This is a genomic window from Listeria grandensis (assembly GCF_014322885.1).
In the GTDB taxonomy this organism is placed as follows: Bacteria; Bacillota; Bacilli; order Lactobacillales; family Listeriaceae; genus Listeria_A; species Listeria_A grandensis.
The window spans coordinates 303,862-324,297 of record NZ_JAASUG010000003.1 but is presented as its reverse complement, the minus strand read 5'-3'; the positions used below and the strand labels follow the sequence as shown (position 1 = coordinate 324,297).

At 41.9% G+C, this 20,436-nt stretch carries 18 protein-coding genes; 13 read left to right on the top strand and 5 right to left on the bottom strand.

All coding sequences use genetic code 11. The annotated features are described in order from the left end of the window. The first annotated feature begins 1 nt into the window (after position 1). Both HCJ54_RS06500 and HCJ54_RS06495 read left to right on the top strand, forming a co-directional pair. Positions 2 to 970 (top strand): sugar phosphate isomerase/epimerase family protein, encoded by a 969-nt coding sequence (locus HCJ54_RS06500; protein ID WP_187137045.1) that lies wholly within the window; start codon positions 2 to 4, stop codon positions 968 to 970. A gap of 18 nt (positions 971 to 988) precedes the next feature. Beyond that, positions 989 to 2,038 (top strand): Gfo/Idh/MocA family protein, encoded by a 1,050-nt coding sequence (locus tag HCJ54_RS06495; protein WP_222712971.1) that lies wholly within the window; start codon positions 989 to 991, stop codon positions 2,036 to 2,038. Between the two features lie 46 nt (positions 2,039 to 2,084). Here the strand turns inward: HCJ54_RS06495 and HCJ54_RS06490 are convergent, their stop codons facing one another. Then, positions 2,085 to 3,122, bottom strand: a complete 1,038-nt coding sequence (locus HCJ54_RS06490) for a helix-turn-helix domain-containing protein (RefSeq protein WP_187137044.1) — start codon at positions 3,120 to 3,122, stop codon at positions 2,085 to 2,087. Positions 3,123 to 3,296: 174 nt separating this feature from the next. On the opposite strand from HCJ54_RS06490, the gene HCJ54_RS06485 reads away from it, so the two are divergent. From HCJ54_RS06485 to pta, 3 genes are all read left to right on the top strand, one after another. Further along, positions 3,297 to 4,223, top strand: a complete 927-nt coding sequence (locus HCJ54_RS06485; protein WP_187137043.1) for an Abi family protein — start codon at positions 3,297 to 3,299, stop codon at positions 4,221 to 4,223. 621 nt (positions 4,224 to 4,844) lie between these two features. After that, positions 4,845 to 5,564 (top strand): pseudouridine synthase, encoded by a 720-nt coding sequence (locus HCJ54_RS06475; RefSeq protein ID WP_187137041.1) that lies wholly within the window; start codon positions 4,845 to 4,847, stop codon positions 5,562 to 5,564. A gap of 191 nt (positions 5,565 to 5,755) precedes the next feature. After that, positions 5,756 to 6,733 carry a phosphate acetyltransferase gene (gene pta, locus HCJ54_RS06470; RefSeq protein ID WP_187137040.1) on the top strand — a complete coding sequence of 326 codons (978 nt, stop codon included), beginning with the start codon at positions 5,756 to 5,758 and terminating at the stop codon, positions 6,731 to 6,733. Between the two features lie 51 nt (positions 6,734 to 6,784). Here the strand turns inward: pta and pdxT are convergent, their stop codons facing one another. Both pdxT and pdxS read right to left on the bottom strand, forming a co-directional pair. Next, a complete protein-coding gene (pdxT, locus tag HCJ54_RS06465; RefSeq protein WP_036065407.1) occupies positions 6,785 to 7,351 on the bottom strand; it encodes a pyridoxal 5'-phosphate synthase glutaminase subunit PdxT in 567 nt (188 codons plus the stop codon). A 2-nt stretch (positions 7,352 to 7,353) separates the two neighbouring features. Next, positions 7,354 to 8,241 carry a pyridoxal 5'-phosphate synthase lyase subunit PdxS gene (gene pdxS / locus HCJ54_RS06460; RefSeq protein ID WP_185411443.1) on the bottom strand — a complete coding sequence of 296 codons (888 nt, stop codon included), beginning with the start codon at positions 8,239 to 8,241 and terminating at the stop codon, positions 7,354 to 7,356. A gap of 784 nt (positions 8,242 to 9,025) precedes the next feature. On the opposite strand from pdxS, the gene HCJ54_RS06455 reads away from it, so the two are divergent. Further along, the gene (locus tag HCJ54_RS06455; protein ID WP_187137039.1) at positions 9,026 to 10,444 is read left to right on the top strand and encodes an aminotransferase-like domain-containing protein; all 1,419 of its coding nucleotides are present in this window, start codon (positions 9,026 to 9,028) and stop codon (positions 10,442 to 10,444) included. A gap of 101 nt (positions 10,445 to 10,545) precedes the next feature. Here the strand turns inward: HCJ54_RS06455 and HCJ54_RS06450 are convergent, their stop codons facing one another. Both HCJ54_RS06450 and HCJ54_RS06445 read right to left on the bottom strand, forming a co-directional pair. Next, a complete protein-coding gene (locus HCJ54_RS06450) occupies positions 10,546 to 10,887 on the bottom strand; it encodes a YxeA family protein (RefSeq protein WP_185411447.1) in 342 nt (113 codons plus the stop codon). 24 nt (positions 10,888 to 10,911) lie between these two features. Further along, the gene (locus tag HCJ54_RS06445; protein WP_036065401.1) at positions 10,912 to 11,271 is read right to left on the bottom strand and encodes a YxeA family protein; all 360 of its coding nucleotides are present in this window, start codon (positions 11,269 to 11,271) and stop codon (positions 10,912 to 10,914) included. Positions 11,272 to 11,461: 190 nt separating this feature from the next. Between HCJ54_RS06445 and HCJ54_RS06440 the strand changes: the two genes are divergently transcribed. The 7 genes from HCJ54_RS06440 to HCJ54_RS06410 all read left to right on the top strand — a co-directional run bounded on the left by HCJ54_RS06440 (position 11,462) and on the right by HCJ54_RS06410 (position 20,434). Further along, positions 11,462 to 12,796 carry an MATE family efflux transporter gene (locus tag HCJ54_RS06440; RefSeq protein WP_187137038.1) on the top strand — a complete coding sequence of 445 codons (1,335 nt, stop codon included), beginning with the start codon at positions 11,462 to 11,464 and terminating at the stop codon, positions 12,794 to 12,796. Positions 12,797 to 13,232: 436 nt separating this feature from the next. Beyond that, positions 13,233 to 15,509 (top strand): ribonucleoside-diphosphate reductase subunit alpha, encoded by a 2,277-nt coding sequence (locus HCJ54_RS06435; RefSeq protein ID WP_187137037.1) that lies wholly within the window; start codon positions 13,233 to 13,235, stop codon positions 15,507 to 15,509. A 72-nt stretch (positions 15,510 to 15,581) separates the two neighbouring features. Then, on the top strand, positions 15,582 to 16,631 hold the full coding sequence (locus HCJ54_RS06430; RefSeq protein ID WP_036065397.1) for a ribonucleotide-diphosphate reductase subunit beta: 1,050 nt from the start codon (positions 15,582 to 15,584) through the stop codon (positions 16,629 to 16,631). Continuing rightward, entirely contained in the window at positions 16,628 to 17,068 is a 441-nt protein-coding gene (locus HCJ54_RS06425) for a flavodoxin (protein ID WP_036065395.1), read from the top strand. Before HCJ54_RS06430 ends, HCJ54_RS06425 begins: the two co-directional genes overlap by 4 nt. After that, positions 17,065 to 17,394, top strand: coding sequence for a thioredoxin family protein (locus HCJ54_RS06420; RefSeq protein ID WP_036065394.1), 330 nt, complete (start codon positions 17,065 to 17,067; stop codon positions 17,392 to 17,394). The genes HCJ54_RS06425 and HCJ54_RS06420 overlap by 4 nt, the downstream gene beginning before the upstream one ends. Before the next feature lie 226 nt (positions 17,395 to 17,620). Next, entirely contained in the window at positions 17,621 to 18,649 is a 1,029-nt protein-coding gene (locus HCJ54_RS06415; RefSeq protein ID WP_187137036.1) for an AbiH family protein, read from the top strand. A 345-nt stretch (positions 18,650 to 18,994) separates the two neighbouring features. Further along, positions 18,995 to 20,434 carry a PTS mannitol transporter subunit IIBC gene (locus tag HCJ54_RS06410; protein WP_185411451.1) on the top strand — a complete coding sequence of 480 codons (1,440 nt, stop codon included), beginning with the start codon at positions 18,995 to 18,997 and terminating at the stop codon, positions 20,432 to 20,434. Positions 20,435 to 20,436 lie beyond the last annotated feature (2 nt).

Genomic DNA, 20,436 nt, shown 5'->3' with positions numbered 1-20,436 from the left:
CATGAAATTAGGCGTATTTACACCATTATTTGCAAATTTAAGTTTGGACGAAATGCTTGATAAAGTAGCAGCAGCGGGGCTTGGCGCAGTAGAGATTGGCTCAGGCGGAAATCCTGGAAACCATCATTGTCCGACCGATGAACTACTGGAAAGCGAAGAAGCACGTTTGGCATACTTGAAGAAGTTTGACGATCGTGGTTTGATGATTAGTGCGTTTAGTTGTCATGATAATCCGATTTCACCAGATCCAGAAGAAGCACGCGCTGCTGATGAAATTTTGCGAAAAACGATTCGTTTGGCGTCGATGATGGGCGTGCCAGTCGTGAACACGTTCTCGGGGACCGCGGGTGACAGTGACAAGGCGAAAGCTCCGAACTGGCCAGTAGCGCCTTGGCCGACAGTTTACAGCGATATTAAGAAATGGCAATGGGAAGAAAAATTGATTCCTTATTGGAAAGAAATTGGGCGCTTAGCAGAAGAATACGACGTCAAAATTGGCATCGAACTGCACGGCGGATTCCTCGTTCATACGCCACACACGCTCCTAGAACTACGCACAGCAACGAGTCCGGCAATCGGCGCGAACCTCGATCCAAGTCATCTCTGGTGGCAAGGCATCGATCCAGTCGGCGCCATCAAGATTCTTGGCAAAGAAGGCGCGATTCACCATTTCCACGCGAAAGACACGTACCTCGACCAAGACAACATCAACCGCTACGGCCTGCTCGATATGCAACCGTATGGCGATGTACAAACACGTGCGTGGACGTTCCGCTCAGTCGGTTGTGGACATAGCGTGAAAGAATGGTCCGATATGATGAGTGCACTGCGCACGTACGGCTATGATTATGTTGTCAGCATCGAGCACGAAGATCCGCTGATGTCGATTGATGAAGGCTTCCAGCGCGCCGTAACGAATTTGCAAACAATTTTAATTCAAGATGAACCATTAGACATGTGGTGGGCGTAAGTAAGAGGAGGAATTCGAATGAAAAACTTAGTCATTGTTGGCTTTGGCGGAATGGGAAGCTATCATGTCGAGCTAGTTGGCGCGGCAAGCGGGATTACGGTTACAGGCGTCTACGATGTCGCACCGGATCGAGTAGCTGCCGCCGAGCAAAAAGGGCTACCAACCTACACGAGTTTTGAAGCAGTTTTGGCCGATGAAGAGGTGGATGCGATCTTGATTGCAACGCCGAATGATAGCCATAAAGACTTGGCAATGCAGGCTTTAGAGGCTGGAAAACACGTGGTTTGTGAAAAACCAGTCACGATTACAAGCGCGGATTTAGAAGCGATTTTGGCCGTCGCAAAAGCGGTAAATCGGACTTTCATGGTGCATCAAAATAGACGATGGGACAGCGATTTCCTCATCGTTCGTGATATGGTACAAAAAGAAGCACAAATCGGCAATGTGTTTCACATCGAGTCTCGCGTACAAGGCGCGAATGGTATCCCAGGCGATTGGCGCCACTTGAAAGCACAAGGCGGCGGCATGGTTCTTGACTGGGGTGTGCATTTGTTAGATCAGCTACTATTCATGACCGACAGCCCGATCAAGTCCGTATCAGCGAATTTGAGCTTTATTCTCGGTGATGAAGTCGATGATGGCTTCACCAGTTTTATCACGTTTGAGAGCGGTGTAACAGCCTTAATCGAGGTTGGCACAACGAACTACGTGAAGCTTCCCCGCTGGTACGTCAAAGGAACAGAGGGCACCGCGGTGATTCATGATTGGGATTTAAGCGGCGAAATCATGGCACCCGACCGCACTGTTGCCAAAGTAGAACCAAAGCCAATCCAAGCCGGACAAGGCCTTACCAAAACAATGGCGCCACCATCGGAAGAATCAACCACGAGAAGCCCCATCACAAAAGTAGAAGCCGACATGCCAGGTTTTTACGATAATTTTGCAGCGGTACTAAACGGTGACGCAGAGCCCATCGTTAAAAATGAAGAAGTGCACCGCGTACTGCGTTTGATTGAAGCGATTTTTGAAGCTGGGGAACAAGGGCAAGTAGTGTCTATTTCAATATAGAAAATGCTGTGATAAGCCGTATATTAATGGCTCATCACAGCATTTTTTAAAAATACATTGTTAGTATAGGAGCAGCGAATTCTAATTCAGAAATATGGACATTGTTGGAGTGGATTTCTATGTATTCTTCATCGAGGCAGAAGCCTACAGTTAATTCTCCTTCAAATAAAACTAATACATATGCGTTTATATTAAAAGTTATCATATTTTTCTTATCCCAAGGAATTAAAAGCTGCGTATTTTTAGATCTAATCATATTTTTCTTTAATGTGTTATTATCTATTAATAAAAACTGGTTATTCGAGTAAACGGCATCTTTTGAAACGATATAGCTTATAGATGAATCGCTATAATTAGATAATTTTTTTTCAGGGTTTTTTAAAAGGAGTAGTAGAGCTTCACGGTCTAAAACAGAAGCTTCATGATGGGTCATGAAAGAAACGTTTTCTGTAAATATGCCTAAATAATATCTTAAATCTTCAAAAAGTACTTGGTGCTTTACTTTCATTTCTAAAGGCATATGAAAATATTTTTTCAGTAATGTCAAAGCCTTTTCTTTAGTATATTTAGATTGATTATGGCCGATTTCATTGAGATATGTGGTATAAACCTCATTAAATTCATTTTCATGCTTTAAAAGAGAAGAGACATCGTTATCTAGCATTTTTTCGATATTGTTAGCTATCTTGGGAAGCTCTTTTGCAATGATGGCCTCTATTTCTACAATATCAGAATGTGCTAGTTTTTTATTGTTTATTTCATCAACTATCTGTTTTAAGTCACCTACAGTGATAGCTGGCAGAAGAAACTGAAATTCATTAGGTATAAAAGCATCCAAATTATTAAGTACATAACCAGTGATACTACCGTACAAGAGTTCATCTATTGTAATACCACCTATTTTTGCTATCTTGGTAAGGCGTCTATTATTTGGAAGATTTTTGCCAGTCTCCCAATTGCTAACTGTGCCACTCTTGGCATTAGGATCTACTAAATGTGCAAATGACTCCATAGTCAATCCGAGATTTCGCCTAATTTGTTTAATTCTATTGCCGACTTCTTTGTTATTACCATCAAAACGCATATTAGTTTGCCTCCAGTCCTATCTAAATCTATTAAAACACATTTGCAAAGTTTTGCAAAGTTTTTCTTGCTTTAGTGACGTTAATGATGTATATTGTTACTAAGAAATTCAAAGAATATGGATACTTATTATCTCGTTATAGGCTAAAATAATGCTAGTACAGAGAGGTTGGAAATGGGTATGGGTAATCAAGTAAAACCGCTTTTAAGCTTTAATGAATTAATTGAAAAAATGAAAGAACTAGGAATTAATTTTGATAAGACATCTGAGTCAGAGGCAAAGCGTTTTCTAGCAGAATCCAACTATTTTTTTAAAATGGCTTCTTTCAGGAAAAATTTTGATAAAGATGTTGATGGAAAATATAATATTGATTTTAAGCATTTACAAGAGCTTTCTAAGCTTGATATGCGATTGAGATATATTTTGCTAAATTATTGTCTAGATATCGAGCACTCTGTGAAAACATATCTTTTGCGAGTAGTAACTAATAAATCAGATGAAGATGGATATCAAATTGTACAACATGTTTTTAGTCGCCAAAGAAATATGAATGAATTTAAAAATGAAGTGTTTAGGAGTGTCAGGTACTTTAAAGGAAACAAGCTTAGCTTTGTGGATGGGTTTCAAAAATACTATGATAACCCCCCCATATGGGTTGTATTAGAAATCATGACTATGAGTAAATTATATCCTTTTGTTAAGTATCTTTTTGAATCACAGCCGAAACATGACAAGCTAAGGAGAATTAACAATGGTATGAAATATGCGGCGATGTTAAGAAATGAATGTGCCCATAATCGACCAATTATTTTTAATCTAAGGCATAATAATAATCATATCGCTAAGCCTATATATACAAATGCTAAGCGAAAAGGCTTTACTAATGATGAGATTCAAATTTATAAAGTTGCTCAAATCTTTGCTCTTCTAGAGTTGCATACATTGGTTTGTAGTGAGGGTATGAGAAGAAATAGATATAAAAATTTAATCGAATTTCAAGAGAGGTCCCAAGACTCAAAACAATTGTATAAAAGACATCCACACATATTAAATTTTCTATCTGCAGTAGATCGATTTGTTGACATTTACAACCCATCATGATAAAATCAAAATAATTATAGGGTTTATGTACCCGCACCGCTTTTCTTATTAGTTAAGCGCTGTAGCTGATTAGAGTAGTCTGGTTCTTTCTGGGCTACTCTTTTCTGTGTGCTCGAATAGAGAAGAGTCCAAGTTTTCGGATCCCGAGACTCTTTTTCTACAATTTTAGAGGAGTATTTTCATCCTCAGAAGTCTTCTCTAGATCACATCCACCGCATTTACCTTCGCTAGAGTCTGAATCCGAATGCCATGATTTTCCGCCATATCTAACATATTGAGCCTTATTACAACTGGCGAGCGATGCTCCAAAAGTGGAGCAGGCAACTGCAAATTTCACTCGATCTGTTAAGCATCCCACAAGATTTAAGATCGAATTGAACTTTCTTCTAGCAAAAAACGCGTGACGAGGATTTCATCTTGAGAGAGCGGACTCAGATCGTAAATCCTTGGCAAATCGACTGTTTTTCCGTTGATCGCGGGATTCAACTGTTTCTCCGGATGAAGCTTCCGATTTAGTATATCAAATTTTAACAAGAAGGCAAAAACTAAAAAAGCAAATTGTCAGAAGAACGAATAAGGGGTAGAATGGGAAAGAGAAGATATAGGAGGGCGAATGAAGCGATGAGATTAGATAAATTGCTAGCCAATAGCGGTTTTGGCAGCCGGACAGAAGTCAAACAATTGTTAAAAACTGGTGCTGTAATGGTGAACGATGTGCGCGTGAAAGAGGCGAAATATCAAGTCAAGGAAGAAAGCGATCGTGTGGAAGTGAACGGCGAAACAGTACAATATGCTGAATTTACATACTTGATGATGAATAAACCACCAGGCGTTGTCAGTGCGACAGAAGACAATTGGGATGAGACGGTGATTGATTTATTAGATGCGCGTGATCGGGCGAAGAAACCGTTTCCAGTCGGGCGGTTGGATAAAGATACAGAAGGCTTGCTCTTGATTTCGAATGACGGTGTGTTAGCCCATAACTTACTATCTCCGAAAAAACATGTGGATAAAATCTATGTTGCAAAGGTAGATGGGGTGGTAACAGAGGATGATATCGCGATTTTTAAAGAGGGTGTCACGATTTCCGATAATTATACGTGCAAGGCAGCGGTGCTTGAAGTGATTCAGGCGGAAGACGGCACATCGGAAGTGCAGATTACAATTCAAGAAGGTAAATTTCACCAAGTAAAGCGGATGTTTGAAGCAGTCGATAAACAAGTAACGTACTTAAAACGCTTGCAAATGGGGCCTTTGAAATTAGATCCCGCGTTAGCACTTGGTGAATATCGGATGCTGACAGAGGCGGAGTTGCAAACTTTAATGGCAGTTGGAAAATAAACTGTACTAGTCAAATGATATAATTTAGCATTACAGTTTAATAAAGTACTATCTAAATCTTGTTCACCCTGTATTGATACAAATACCTTGTTTCTGAAACTGTTATACCGGGTTTGAAATACTATCAAAATCCGTTTTTTAATAGTAGAATAGAGGTATCATATTATTATTTATTGGAGGAAAAGGAAACTATGAGTGATTTATTTACAACGTTAAAAGCGCAAGTAACAGGGAAAGATTTACGAATCGTATTACCTGAAGGCGAAGATGCACGTATTGTCGGTGCGGCAGTAGAACTTTTGAAAGATGGTATTGTACAGCCGATTTTATTAGGGGATAAAACAGCGATTGAAGAAACGGCGAAGGAATTGCAGGTTTCCTTAGACGGTATTGCGATTCATGAACCAGCAACAGATCCACTTTTTGATGAGTTGGTAGCGGCATTTGTGGAACGCCGTAAAGGAAAAGCGACGGAAGAAGATGCGCGTAAAATTCTTGTTGACCCGAACTATTTTGGCACGATGCTAGTATACACAGGTAAAGCGGACGGGCTTGTAAGCGGCGCGGCACATTCTACAGCGGACACGGTTCGCCCGGCGTTGCAAATTATTAAAACCAAACCAGGCATTTCCAAAGTAGCGGGTGCGATGATTATGGTTCGTGGCGATGAGAAATACGTATTCAGCGATGTTGCGATTAATATTGCACCAGTTGCACAAGACTTAGCGGAAAATGCGATTGTGAGCGCAGAAACAGCATCCGTATTCGGCATCGATCCGCGCGTTGCGATGTTAAGTTTCTCCACAAAAGGGTCTGCGAAATCCGAAGAAACGGAAAAAGTAGCAGAAGCAACGGCTATCGCGAAAGAAAAAGCACCTGAATTAGTGTTGGATGGCGAGTTCCAATTTGATGCAGCGTTTGTTCCTTCCGTAGCAGCGAGCAAAGCACCAGGTTCCGTTTTAAAAGGCGATGCGAACGTGTTTATCTTCCCAAGTCTAGAAGCAGGAAACATCGGTTACAAAATTGCACAACGCCTTGGTAATTTCGAAGCGGTTGGTCCGATTTTACAAGGTTTGAATGCACCGGTGAATGATTTATCGCGCGGTTGTAACACGAAAGATGTTTACAATTTGACGTTAATTACTGCGGCACAAGCTGTAGCAGAATAAGCACACAAAAACCCCCCGATTGCTTTTGTCCGCAGTCGGGGTTTTTTAAGCTTATAGTTTAGCGATAAAAAGTTCCAGTAGGCGAGTATCACCCGTTAATTCAGGATGGAACGCCGTGACGAGAATTTTGCCTTGGCTTGCAGCGACACATTTACCGTCTATGCTTGCGAGCGATTCGGCTTGCTCACCGACAGACGCGATGTAGGGCGCGCGAATAAATACCGCTGGAAAGGCATCACCCTCCAAACCTTGAATCGCAATCGGAGCTTCAAAACTGTCCTTCTGTCTGCCGAAACCATTGCGCATCACAACCGTATCAATCAACCCAAGCGTTTCGTCATCACTACCATCGATGTCACGCGCTGTCAAAACCAAACCCGCACATGTTCCAAAAACACCTTTTCCAGATTTGGCGAAAGCTTGGATGGTTTCAAATAAATCATACTTCTTCATTAAACGGCGCATCGTGGTGCTCTCTCCACCAGGCAAGATGAGCCCGTCCAGTTCCGCCAGTTGATCCGGATGTTTCACAGCAACACCGATGGCACCGGCTTTTTCGATGGCATCTAGGTGCTCTGACACGGCACCTTGTAAGGCTAAAACACCAATCTTTTTCATGATTACCAACCTCGGTCTTGCATGCGATCTTCCGGATTTATATGGGAAATTTCGATTCCCTTCATTGGCGCACCGAGTTCTTTTGAAAGTTTGCCAATGAGTTCATAATCCGTGTAGTACGTCGTTGCTTGCACGATCGCATTCGCAAATTTGGCAGGATTATCCGATTTGAAAATACCAGAACCGACGAACACGCCGTCCGCGCCAAGCTCCATCATCAAAGCCGCATCCGCAGGCGTCGCCACCCCACCAGCCGCAAAATTGACAACAGGGAGTTTTCCAAGCGTTTTAATTTCTTTTAAAAGTTCATAAGGAGCGCCTAATATTTTGGCTTCGGTCATCAGTTCATCATCGCTCATCACGCTCACCTTGCGAATCTGGCTGTTGACTTTGCGCATATGACGAACCGCTTCCACGATATTTCCCGTTCCTGGCTCACCTTTCGTACGAAGCATCGAAGCCCCTTCACCAATACGACGGAGCGCCTCACCAAGATCACGACAACCACATACAAATGGTACGGTAAAATCGCTTTTTAGAAGGTGATATTCATCATCTGCAGGGGTTAAAACTTCACTTTCATCGATATAATCGACGCCCATCGCTTCGAGCACACGAGCCTCCGAAATGTGACCAATACGAGCTTTCGCCATAACGGGGATAGAGACTGCGTTCATGACTTCCTCGATAATGCGTGGATCGGCCATACGAGCGACACCACCAGCCGCACGAATATCAGACGGCACGCGTTCCAAAGCCATAACCGCGACCGCACCCGCGGCCTCCGCGATTTTTGCTTGTTCTGCATTGACAACATCCATGATGACGCCACCTTTTTGCATTTGCGCCATACCTCTTTTTACCAACTCACTACCAGTTTTCTTTTCCATTTAAACGATTCCTCCTTTAATATGTAAAACTTGTGTCTTGGCATCCTGTTCCATTCTATGGTAAGCTAAAACCAAATTTTCCGAAACAGCCAATTGGAGGAGTAATAGGTGGTCCAATACTGAAAAGCTGAAACAGCCCGTTAGATCCGAAAAAAACTGGAAGGGCCGCAGTAAAAATCCTCTCTTGATTTTTATGGAGGGCATGAAGTTTTCGAGGATCTGGCTGTTGAAGCTGGATCGAGTGAAAAGCAGAACGGGCTCGTTTAACTCCGAAAAAAATTGTTAGGAGCCGCAGTAAAAACCCGGACTTGATTTTTATGGAGGGCCCGAAATTTTCGAGGAGTTAGCCCGTGAAGCTGGATCGAGTGAAAAGCAGAACGGGCTCGTTTAACTCCGAAAAAAATTGTTAGGGGTCGCAGTAAAAACCCGGACTTGGTTTTTATGGAGGGCCCGAAATTTTCGAGGAGTTAGCCCGTGAAGCTGGATCGCGAAACTAGGAGACGTAACCAACCAAAGCATTCCCACAAGCAAGATTGCCACACACGAATAACCACAGAACCTAAGAACGAGTCACCAAACCACTCCTAAAAACGACGGATAAGCACAAATCGCGACAACAAGGCTCAGCGAAACAGGTAATTAGCGAAGAGAACGTGTAGAATATGAACTTATCAAGAAGGGGACTTGTTACTTACTTTGAGCTGAGTCCGCGTTTTGCCATCTAAGAGCCACTGGTAGATTACATATTGAGGCTCTAAATCCCAACAAAAGGAGGCACCAACCCATGTGGAAAATCCCAAAAACCACTGAATACCCAATCTACCAACAAATCATCGCCCTCATAGAAACACACATCCAAGACGGTCACTTGCTTCCTGGCGACAAGCTACCACCCGAACGCGATCTCGCAGCACTTCTTGGTGTCAACCGCTCGACGCTAGTCCATGCACTCGATGAATTGAGTACTCGCGGTATTATCACAAGAAAACAAGGAAGCGGTACGCGAATCAGTGAAGATAAGTGGGGTGTATTCACCGGACGCAAAACAAACTGGCGCCATTACGTGTCACAAGGCGCATTTTTACAAGCAACGCCATATCTCGATAAAATGAAATTATTACGAAGCAAAGCCCCAGATGCAGTTATCGACGTCGCATCTGGAGAACTCCCAGTGGATCTTCTCCCTGAAATCACGACGCCAGCCTTGTCTTGGCAAACTTTTTTATCGGAGGAAAGCTCGGAAGACATCGCAGGTTACAAACCGTTACGAGCAACGATACAAGAAATGGTCGCGCAAAACTATCATATAACGACCAATCTAGATCAAATTTTTATCACGTCAGGGGCGCAACAGGCCTTATTTCTAATCACGCAATGCCTTTTGACAAGTGGAGATGCCATTGCGATGGAAGCCCCGTCTTATTTTTACGCCTTATCCTTATTCCAGTCAGCGGGCTTACGAATCTATGCACTTCCAATGGATCATGAAGGCGTGAAGTTGGCGGAATTAGAGCAACTATATCGCAAACATCGCATCAAAATGGTGTTTGTCAATCCAACTTTTCAAAATCCAACAAGCTTGACGATGAGCGCCAAACGTAGGCAGGAATTTGTCGCACTATGTTCTAAAATACAAGTCCCCATCGTGGAGGATGATCCTTACAGCTTACTCACTTTTGATGAATCAAAGCCACCGGAATTACTGAAAAAATTAGATCCAGATAACGTCCTCTATATCGGATCGCTGTCAAAACTGATGGGATCAACGACTCGGATTGGTTGGCTCATAGGACCAGCAGCGGTTGTCACAAGACTCGCTGAAGCAAGGCAGGAGATGGACTTTGGGCTCAGTATTTTTCCGCAAGTACTAGCGAACCATGTTCTGAGCGATGCAGCGTTTGGAACGCATATTGGATGGCTGCGAAAGAAACTGCAGCAACGGCGCGATGCTCTGATAAAACATTTACCAGAAAGCTTACAGTACGATGTGCCGCAAGGGGGGTTCCATCTTTGGTGTAGGCTACCACAAAAAGACTGGAAAACACGTGATTTTGATATTTTTCTTGAGCAACAATTACTCGTGATGCCCGCCTTTTTATTTGGCATACAAGAAAATGCGATTCGCCTGACTTTTGCGAAATTAGATGAAGCAGATGCGCCGGTAGTTGGAGAGCGACTGCGCGGTATATTAGAAGACGAATGAAAATAGACTTGCAATGCCCTAGAGAATTAGATATCTCTTTCATTGCAAGTCTATGTATAGTTATGGGCGGCGGGAAAGTTCTTATAGCCGGATTTTATAGATTACTGCTCTGCGTAATACTGGATAGTAGAGGGTAAGTTTTTGACTTGTTTATAATTTGCCACCAATTGATTATTAGACACGTGAATCTTGAACTTCTTATTTTTCTCTAACTTATCAGGTGAGTAAAATGTGATGTTTTCGGAACTACCATCTTTTTTATAGCCTTTTAATGTATATTTATAGCCAGAAAATTGGTTTTTCTTCACTTGTTCCCCGTTTTGATTCACATCTACAAAATAGGCTTTTGCAGTAGCATCTGAGGGCATTCCATATTCAAATACGACACATAACGCTACGAGTAACCCCGCTAATATTAATAATAAACCTTTTTTGTTTTTCATTTTTCTCAACCTCTCTCATTATTGCTATTTTAATTTGTCCGCAGCTTTTTTAGGAAGATCCGTCTGCTTTACTTCTTTATAGGATGTCACGCCTTTATCTTCTTTCCAGAATACTTCAAGGTAAGCGTCTTTGCGTAAATTTTTCTGAGCGATAAATGCCATCTCTTTTTCTTTCCCGTTTTCATCGTAGCCTGGGAGATTGTAATTATAATCTGTGTAGGCTTGACCATTGCTTGCACGACCACTTGTTGTTTTTCCGTCTGTTGTAATTTTTACATAATAGGTATCAGCACCTATTTGATTGAAATTTATAAAACGCAAGGCGAGCAATCCGCCACCGATGATGATAATAAGAACGATAAGTGCAATAAGTAATTTTTTCATAAGTCGGTAACTCCTTTGATTTGATAAACTCAGTATACCGTGTATTGGGATTTGATTCCCTCGTATTAACTAACAAAAAGAGTACCCAATCTTACAATTTTGCAATGTTGCCTGTCAGGTTGCTTTTTTTTACTAAATGTGATTAAATGGTATAGTCGACTAATTAACGTTAGGTTAGGAAGTGAGAAACATGAAAGAAATGGATACTAGAATGGAGACAGATTCCGTTTTAAAGGTGTTTTTACGATATTTAATTCCGTCCCTAGTTGGGATGTTGCTGATGTCGGTGAACATTGTGATGGACGGGATTTTTGTAGGACATAGACTTGGCGGGGTGGCGCTTGCGGGGATTAATATTGCAGTTCCAGTATTCTCGATTTTTACGGCGATTTCGCTTTGGATAGGGATTGGTGGGGCTACACAGTACTCCTTTGCGCTAGGGGAGAAGAACATCCCAGAGGCGCAGCGCATCTTTACTCGTTCTATTATAATGGTGTTTTTAATTACGATTACGCTTGCGGCGATTGCGTTCGTATTTCGGGTGCCACTGGCGAATATGCTCGGGGCGAATCCGGAGACGTTGCCTTACGTAATGGATTACATGACGATTTTACTAATGTTCGGATTTGCGTTTACGATTGAAAATATTTTGAGTATTTTTGTACGGAATGACGGCGATCCGAACCTTGCGATGGTCGCGTTGATCGTGACGGCAGTTGTGAACGTGATTTTGAATTACTGCTTCCTGTTTATTTTAAACTGGGGCGTGGCTGGTTCTGCGGGTGCGACAATTATTGCTGTCGTCGTGGGAATTGGCGTTTTATCGCTACACTTCTTCAAAAAAACATGCCGGCTAAAATTTGTCGGGTTCCGCTTTACGAAAAAATCGTTTACGAAAACATTCTCGATTGGGATGCCGAGTTTTTTGTCAGAACTTGGGTTGTCTGTTTTTACAATGGGCTATAATATCGCGATTGCGGCAGTTGCGGGGACAGCTGGTGTAGCAGCATTTTCCGTATTAAACTACACACACAGCGTGATTTTAATGCTGTTCTTAGGAATGAGTTCAGCGATTCAGCCACTGATCAGCTACTATCGTGGCGCAAAATTACAAGACCGAGAGCAGGCAACGATTCGACTGGCCATCATTACAGCAATTGGAACTGGTATCGTGTTCTTTGTTGGTGGATTTTTCGGAGCCAGCCATATCGTAGCGATGTTTGGCACATTCAGCCCAGAGATTGTGGGATTAGCAACAATGGCCGTCCGGATTTTCTTTGCCGGTTATCTATTTATGGGCTTCAACTTCGTCATGATGACGTATTTCCAGACGACAGGCCGGGTTGGTATGGCGATTTGGATCACAGTCGCGCGCGAAATGCTATTCATGGTCGCGTTCCTGATCATGTTGCCACCATTTTTCGGAGCAGAAGGTGTTTGGGCCTCGATCCCACTTTCTGAAGCCGTTGTTGCCTTCTCAATCGTTATATATGCGAGAAGAAAGCACATTTTCCGTAAAGTGTAATAACTAGAAAATCCGTGCTGCTATCAACACGGATTTTCTAATGTTTGTGAAATAAAAAAACCATAAAAATCCTGCTACTAAATGTGGTATGATAAGGTGCTTTAATCACAACTTGTAGTGGTTGACAACTATGTTTTTTGTGGTCTGCTTCACAAAGAATTTCGATGAAAAATAAATTTAAAATCCGAAAACCTTTGAAGTGAAACGCTTCGTATCGATTATCAAGAAAAAGGTCAGACACAATATCTTGCATTCACATTCTAAACGAGGTACTATATATAGTATCGAAAGCCGTTAAAACATGAAATGCTATTTTAACTTTTACAAAGGATCTGACTTTTGCGAAAGTTAATTTTTTTGTTCGGATGAGGCTAGTATCGATGGATGAATGAGACCAGGTTTAACTTGAAATATTGGGAAGAAATGGGGACTACAAATGACGACTTACATAGTGAAAGACGGAGGGAATCGCAAACTACCTTTCGATAAGGAACGACTAAACAGATATTTGGACACGATTCATGCAGAATTTCCAGCGCTTGAGATGGAAGATTACAAGCGTAAAGTTTTTACATTTATTGAGAAGAAAGAGGATTATGCGGCGGATGAGCTTGTGGATTACTTGATTCGTGAAGCAGAAGCGCGCACGGATATCCACCTCCCAGCTTGGGAACTTTTTGCAGCCAGACTTTATCTGAATAAGCTATACAAGAAAGCTAGTAAAAACCGCTTTTATAATGACGATGATAAATATGGTTCATACGTTGGCTTGCAAGAAAGCCTTGGCGAACGTGGCATTTATTCTGGTAGCATTTTAAAAAATTATTCGAAAGATGAGTTAATCCAAGCTGGCGAAATGATTGACCCAGAGAAGGATAAACTTTTCACATATAATGGTTTGTATTTATTGGCCACGCGTTACTTGGCAACAGATCAAGCGCGTAATGTATATGAGTTGCCACAAGAACGTTGGTTAACCATCGCGCTTTATTTAATGCAGGATGAGCCAAAAGCGAAACGGATGGACTTAGTTCGGGAATCTTATTGGGCGTTAAGCAATTTATACATGACAGTAGCAACACCAACGCTTGCCAATGCTGGTAAAGTCGGCGGTCAATTGTCGAGTTGTTTCATTGATACCGTGGATGATAGTTTGCAAGGCATTTACGATAGTAATACCGATGTGGCGCGTGTAAGTAAGCATGGCGGCGGCGTTGGGGCGTATCTTGGTTATGTTCGCTCGTCGGGTTCGGCTATCCGTGGGGTACGCGGTGCAAGTGGTGGCGTTGTTCCGTGGATTAAGCAACTGAACAATACGGCGGTTAGTGTGGATCAATTAGGTCAGCGTAAAGGCGCGATTGCCGTTTACTTGGACGTTTTCCATAAAGATATCGAAGCTTTCCTAGACCTTCGTTTAAACAACGGAGACCAGCGTTTACGGGCACATGATGTATTCACGGCTGTTTGTATGCCAGACTTATTCATGGAAGCTGTCGAGCGTCGTGGGGACTGGTACCTATTTGATCCACACGAAGTTAAAGAGAAGAAGGGTTGGTACCTACAAGATTTCTACGATGAGCAAAAAGGTGACGGTTCTTTCCGTGAGAAGTATGAAGAGTTAGTGATGGATGAAACAGTGAGCAGAAAAATCGTGAAGGCCATCGATATCATGAAACGCATCATGGTGAGTCAACTAGAAACAGGGAACCCATTCATGTTCTACCGCGATGAAGTGAACCGGATGAATCCGAATAAACATGCGGGAATGGTTTACTCTAGTAATCTATGTACCGAAATTATGCAAAATATGAGCCCGACGCGGATGATTCAAGAAATCATTAGCGGTGACCAAATCGTGATTACGAAGCAAGCAGGCGATTTCGTCGTTTGTAACTTGTCCTCTGTCAATCTTGGTCGTGCTGTGACAGCGGAAGATCCAGAAACATTGGAACGCTTGATTGCGATTGAGGTTCGGATGCTGGATAACGTGATCGATTTGAACGAACTCCCAGTACCGCAAGCAACGATTACAAATAAGAAATACCGTTCGATCGGTCTTGGCACTTTTGGATGGCATCATCTGCTAGCCCTGAAAAATATTGCGTGGGATAGCGCAGAAGCAGAGACCTTTGCGGATGAGCTATACGAAGAAATCAATTTCCTAACGATCAAAGCAAGTGCTGCCTTGGCAAAAGAAAAAGGCGCGTACTCTGTCTTTAAAGGTAGTGATTGGAATACGGGTGAATACTTCGAGCGTCGCGGTTACGAAACGGATGCGTGGAAAGAACTCGCGACAGATGTGGCCCAAAATGGTATTCGTAATGCGTACTTGCTAGCTGTGGCACCGAACATGAGTACAGCGCAAATCGCAGGATCAACGGCTTCTATCGATCCTATTTTCAGTCCGTTTTATTATGAAGAGAAGAAAGACTATCGTCGTCCCGTGATTGCGCCAGATCTTTCCCTTAAAACATATCCGTACTATGGCAAAGGCGCGTACCAAGTGGACCAATTTGCAAGTGTCCGCCAAAATGGTCGCCGTCAACGCCATGTCGATCAATCACAAAGCTTCAATTTCTATGTGCCAAGTGGAATCAAGGCAAGTAAATTGCTAGAACTTCATATGTTGGCATGGAGCGAAGGCTTGAAAACAACGTATTATGTCCGTTCGAATGATATTGACGTAGAAGAGTGCGAATGGTGTTCAAGCTGATAAATTGAATAGCGAAACGAGCAAAGCGAACGTCTTTGCTCGTGTTTTACATATCTTGAAGGAGGTTATGATATGACGGATCAAAAAGAAGAATTGCACCGTATTAAAATTTTGGAACCGTTGAGCCCGAATCGCTCAACTGCAATTATAAATGGTGACACGAGCGGGATTTTGAATTGGAATGATATTCCGTATCCATCGTTTTACCGCGCGTATAAAGAATTATCGACGAACTATTGGATTCCTGATGAGGTCGACATGAAGAGTGACGCGAAACAATATCCGCTACTTTCAGAAGAAGAGAAGTATGCTTTTGATGCGATTATTGGTTTGCTTGCGACGCTTGATTCTCCGCAAACCCGGTTTATTTATAATGTCGCCGAATATATTACAGACCCCGCAGTGCATGCAAATACCGCGATTATCGGGCAACAAGAAGTAATTCATAATGAGAGTTATTCTTATGTGCTTGCTTCGATTACGAACTTGCAGGAGCAGAAACGTATTTTTGAATTGGCGCGAACGCATCCAACGATTGTGAAGCGTAATGAGCCAATTATGGAATCGTATGATAACTTCATGAATAACAAAACAGGTGAAAACCTGGTCAAGGCGTTGATTCAATCTTCTATTTTGGAAGGTATCAATTTTTATAGTGGTTTTGCTTATTTTTATAACTTGGTTCGTCAAAATAAAATGACGGGAACCGGGAAAATTATTAGTTTTATTAATCGTGATGAATTGGCACACTCGAAGTTTATCTCAGAAGTTATTCGCGCTATTCTTGGTGAAAATCCGGAATTGCAAACAGATGAACTTGTGGAATATACACATGAAGCTTTCCGCCATGCCGTGGAACTTGAGACGATTTGGTCAGAGGAAGTATTGGATGGGATTGAAGGCATCGATGTATCGGAAATGGTCGATTACGTGAAATATCGCGCCAATAAGATGCTTGGAATGCTTGGAATTCCTGAACTTTATCCAGGTCACAGCGAGAATAAGATGTCATGGATTAAGGCGTATGCAGATAACTTTACCGAAACGAAAACGGACTTTTTCGAAATGCGCAATAGTAGTTACAAAAAAACAAATGTCGACAACGGTTTTGACGATCTATGAAAATCCTCTTGGCGTATGATTCTTTGAGTGGAAATACGAAGATGGTGGCAGAGGAAGTGGAGGCGGAACTTGTTCAAGCAAAGCATGATGTGACAAGTTTCCGCGTGCATCCTGACGCCCAGTATCCGCTTGAGACGGACTACGATTTGTTCATGTTAGGGGCATGGACAGCTGATTTAGGTAGGACACCGCCAGATATGAAGGATTTTATCGCAGAATTGGGAAGGAAACCGCCACACGTCGCGATTTTTGGGACAGGCGAAACACAATGGAGTATGGCATACTTTTGCGGAGCGGTCGATCGGATGGCCACCTATTTTGCATCGGATTATCCGAAGTTGAAAATTGAGCAAATGCCGAATAATGAACGGGACCACGCAGCTATTAAGAAGTGGGTTGCGGAAGTATTGTCCATGAGAGAAGGGGTAGTAAAATGACAAGTATCGAAATTAAATCAATGGAAGAATTCGAACAACATATCGCAGCAGGGGAATTAGTATACGTGGATTATTGGAAAGACAACTGCCCAAACTGCAAAATGCTAGATCTCTCATTCCAAGAGTTCAAAAACTCATCGATGGCAGATAAAGTGAAAGTGTTGAAAGTAAAATTAGAAGAAGTAGGCGAAAATTTCTTTTTCGATCGCAATGTCCGCCAAACACCGACGTTGGTGTTGTATAAAGGCGGCGAAGAGGTTTCACGTTTGAATGGTTTTATTCCGCCGGAGCATATTGAGGAAGCGGTAGTGGCGCAAGAAGCTTAATGGGATAGATGTATATTTCAAGTAAATTGGCGACAAGCGCTTGCATTCAGCGCATTTGGCAGACTTCCGGTTCTCACATACACAAGTATGCTCCGCTTCCGGCTTCTACCAAATGCGCTGAATACAAACGCTTTCGCTCAATTTGTGTGAAGCAGGATTTTACATCTTACTCAAAAAAAAGTATATTGTATTGTGGTGTTGCAAAACTATACAAGGGGATTAGAGAATGAAAATAACGTTTTTAGTAGGTAACGGATTTGATAAAATGCATGGTTTAAATACATCATATTCTCAATTTTATAGTTGGATAGATAATAGTGGACTTGGCAAAAGCAATTTTTTATACGACCAAATAAAAAAGGATACGGAGAAATGGTCCGATTTCGAACTTCAGATGGGACAAGCAACGTATGAAATAGTAGAGGGGTCGCTAACCAGTGAAGAATTTTTATTATGTCTAGAAGAATTTAGTGGAGATTTTAAGGGATACATAGAAAAAGAAATCGGTAAATTCGAAATTCCTTCAATTGAAAGAACACTTAGTGATTTTCATTCTGAGCTAGATGAAAAGGCACAAAATAAAATAAAGCAAATCTTGCAACCAAAAGGCTATAGTATGGGACAAGGTGGGGGTAAGATTGCTACGACGCCAATTACTTATAATTTTATAAACTTTAACTATACGGATACATTAGCAAAAAGTCTAGAGAAAATTGATTGGGGTTGCGTGGGGAAAGATATATCCAATGCCGTCACAGGGAATCAAGGAATTAAGATCAATGCTGAGATGGGAAAGCATATTCACATACATGAGACGCTTGCTGGGGGGATGTTTCTGGGAGTTAATGATGTGAGTCAATTAGATGAAACAAAGTTTAATGAAGTACAATTAGATATTTTGATAAAGCCTAGGAGCATAGAAGAATACGACGATGAACGAATTGCTGAAATTGAAAAAATAATTATGGATAGCTCTATAATTATTGTGTTTGGAATGTCTTTTGGAGCTACTGATAAGAAGTGGTGGGAAAGCATTATTAGAAAAGCAGAAGAGACAACAACACATGTAATATTGCATTACTATGATGCAGAAGGTAAATTTGAATTAAATAGAGGAAACCATAATAGGTACCTTCAAAATAAACGAGTGGTGCAGGATGAATTACTTTGTCATAAAAGTGATATTAGCAAAGAAAATAGAAGGAAATTCTCTCCTATCGTGAATAGCAAGATTTTGTTTACAAATAGTAAATAAATCATTTGAGATAGTCCATATTAAAGGGTGTCTTAGATTGCATACAAGCCATTTCAGCTGAGCTTTACTTGCTGGAATGGTTTTTAAGTTTTATTATGCCATTATTTTTATCTGTTCCAATATTGTCCGTGCCTAAAGGACAAATTCCAATTTTGATTGTATTGCTAACTTGGTACCGCTGTCATACAATATAAATAAGAGCTAGGCCAACAAGTGAAGCTAAGGTGTGGAATTGCGCAATTTCATTAGTGGATCTGGCAATAGCGTTTACTTCGAAGTAACAGAAATACAATTGACAAAAGGGCATTCTTTTCGAGTTTGGAGAGAATGAAGGAGGACATAAAAATGGAGCAACAACAAGAAAAGTCTGGCTTCCGTGTGAAGGTTCAGCATTTTGGTAGTTTTTTAAGTGGTATGATTATGCCCAATATTGGGGCGTTTATTGCATGGGGACTTATTACGGCGTTATTTATTCCAACTGGTCGAATTCCAAATGCGGAGTTCGCTAAACTTGTAGATCCAATGATTAAATACTTATTGCCACTTTTGATTGCTTATACTGGGGGGAAATTGGTATATGAAACGCGTGGTGGTGTCGTTGGTGCAGCTGTGACAATGGGGGCTATCGTAGGTACATCAATGCCAATGTTACTTGGCGCGATGATTTTAGGGCCATTCTCGGCTTGGTTGATTAAGCGTTTCGATAAATTAATTGAAGGAAAAATAAAAGCTGGATTTGAAATGTTAGTCAATAATTTCTCGGCAGGTATTTTAGCAGGTACGTTGGCTATTATATCTTTAAAAACGATTGGGCCTGCACTGCAAACGGTGAATCAGGCGATGGCATCAGGTGTTCAGTTCTTAATTGATAATCATCTTTTGCCACTTGTCAGTATTTTTGTAGAGCCAGCTAAGGTACTATTCTTAAATAATGCGATTAATCAAGGTGTATTATCACCACTAGGTATTGATCAGGCTGTGAGCACGGGGAAATCGATATTATTCTTGATTGAGACAAACCCAGGACCAGGGTTAGGGATTTTGCTTGCCTATACGGTATTCGGTAAAGGAACAGCCAGACAAACAGCTCCTGGTGCGATTATCATTCAGTTTTTAGGTGGTATTCATGAGATTTACTTCCCTTATGTTTTAATGAAACCAGCATTACTATTAGGTGCAATTGCTGGTGGGATGACAGGGATTATTACGTTTAACTTGTTTGATGTTGGTTTGGTTGCAACCGCTTCTCCAGGAAGTATTTTTGCGATACTTGCATTGACGCCTCAAGGAGATTATATGGGTATTATCGCTGGGATTCTATTCGCGACAATCGTTTCGTTTGCCGTATCGGCGGTGGTGCTGAAAACTTCTAAAGCGACGGATGATGCAGAACTCGCGACAGCGGAGCAAAAAATGGCTACAATGAAAGGTAAGAAGGCCATGGTAGCAAGCGCGGTCGTTGGAACAAGTGAGGCAGAACTTGCGGCGGAAGGCATCCCAACTGCGACGCGAAAAATTATTTTTGCGTGTGATGCGGGAATGGGATCGAGTGCGATGGGCGCCTCGGTATTGCGTAACAAGGTGAAGAAAGCAGGGCTGGATATTGAGGTTGTGAATTTCGCGATTTCGCAGTTGCCAGCGGATGCGGATATTGTCGTGACACATCAAGATTTGACGGCTCGTGCGACAGAAAAACTACCAAAGGCCTATCATATTTCGGTCGAAAATTTCTTGAATAGCCATAAATACGATGAGCTAGTGCAGAATTTGGCTGACCAGAAATAACT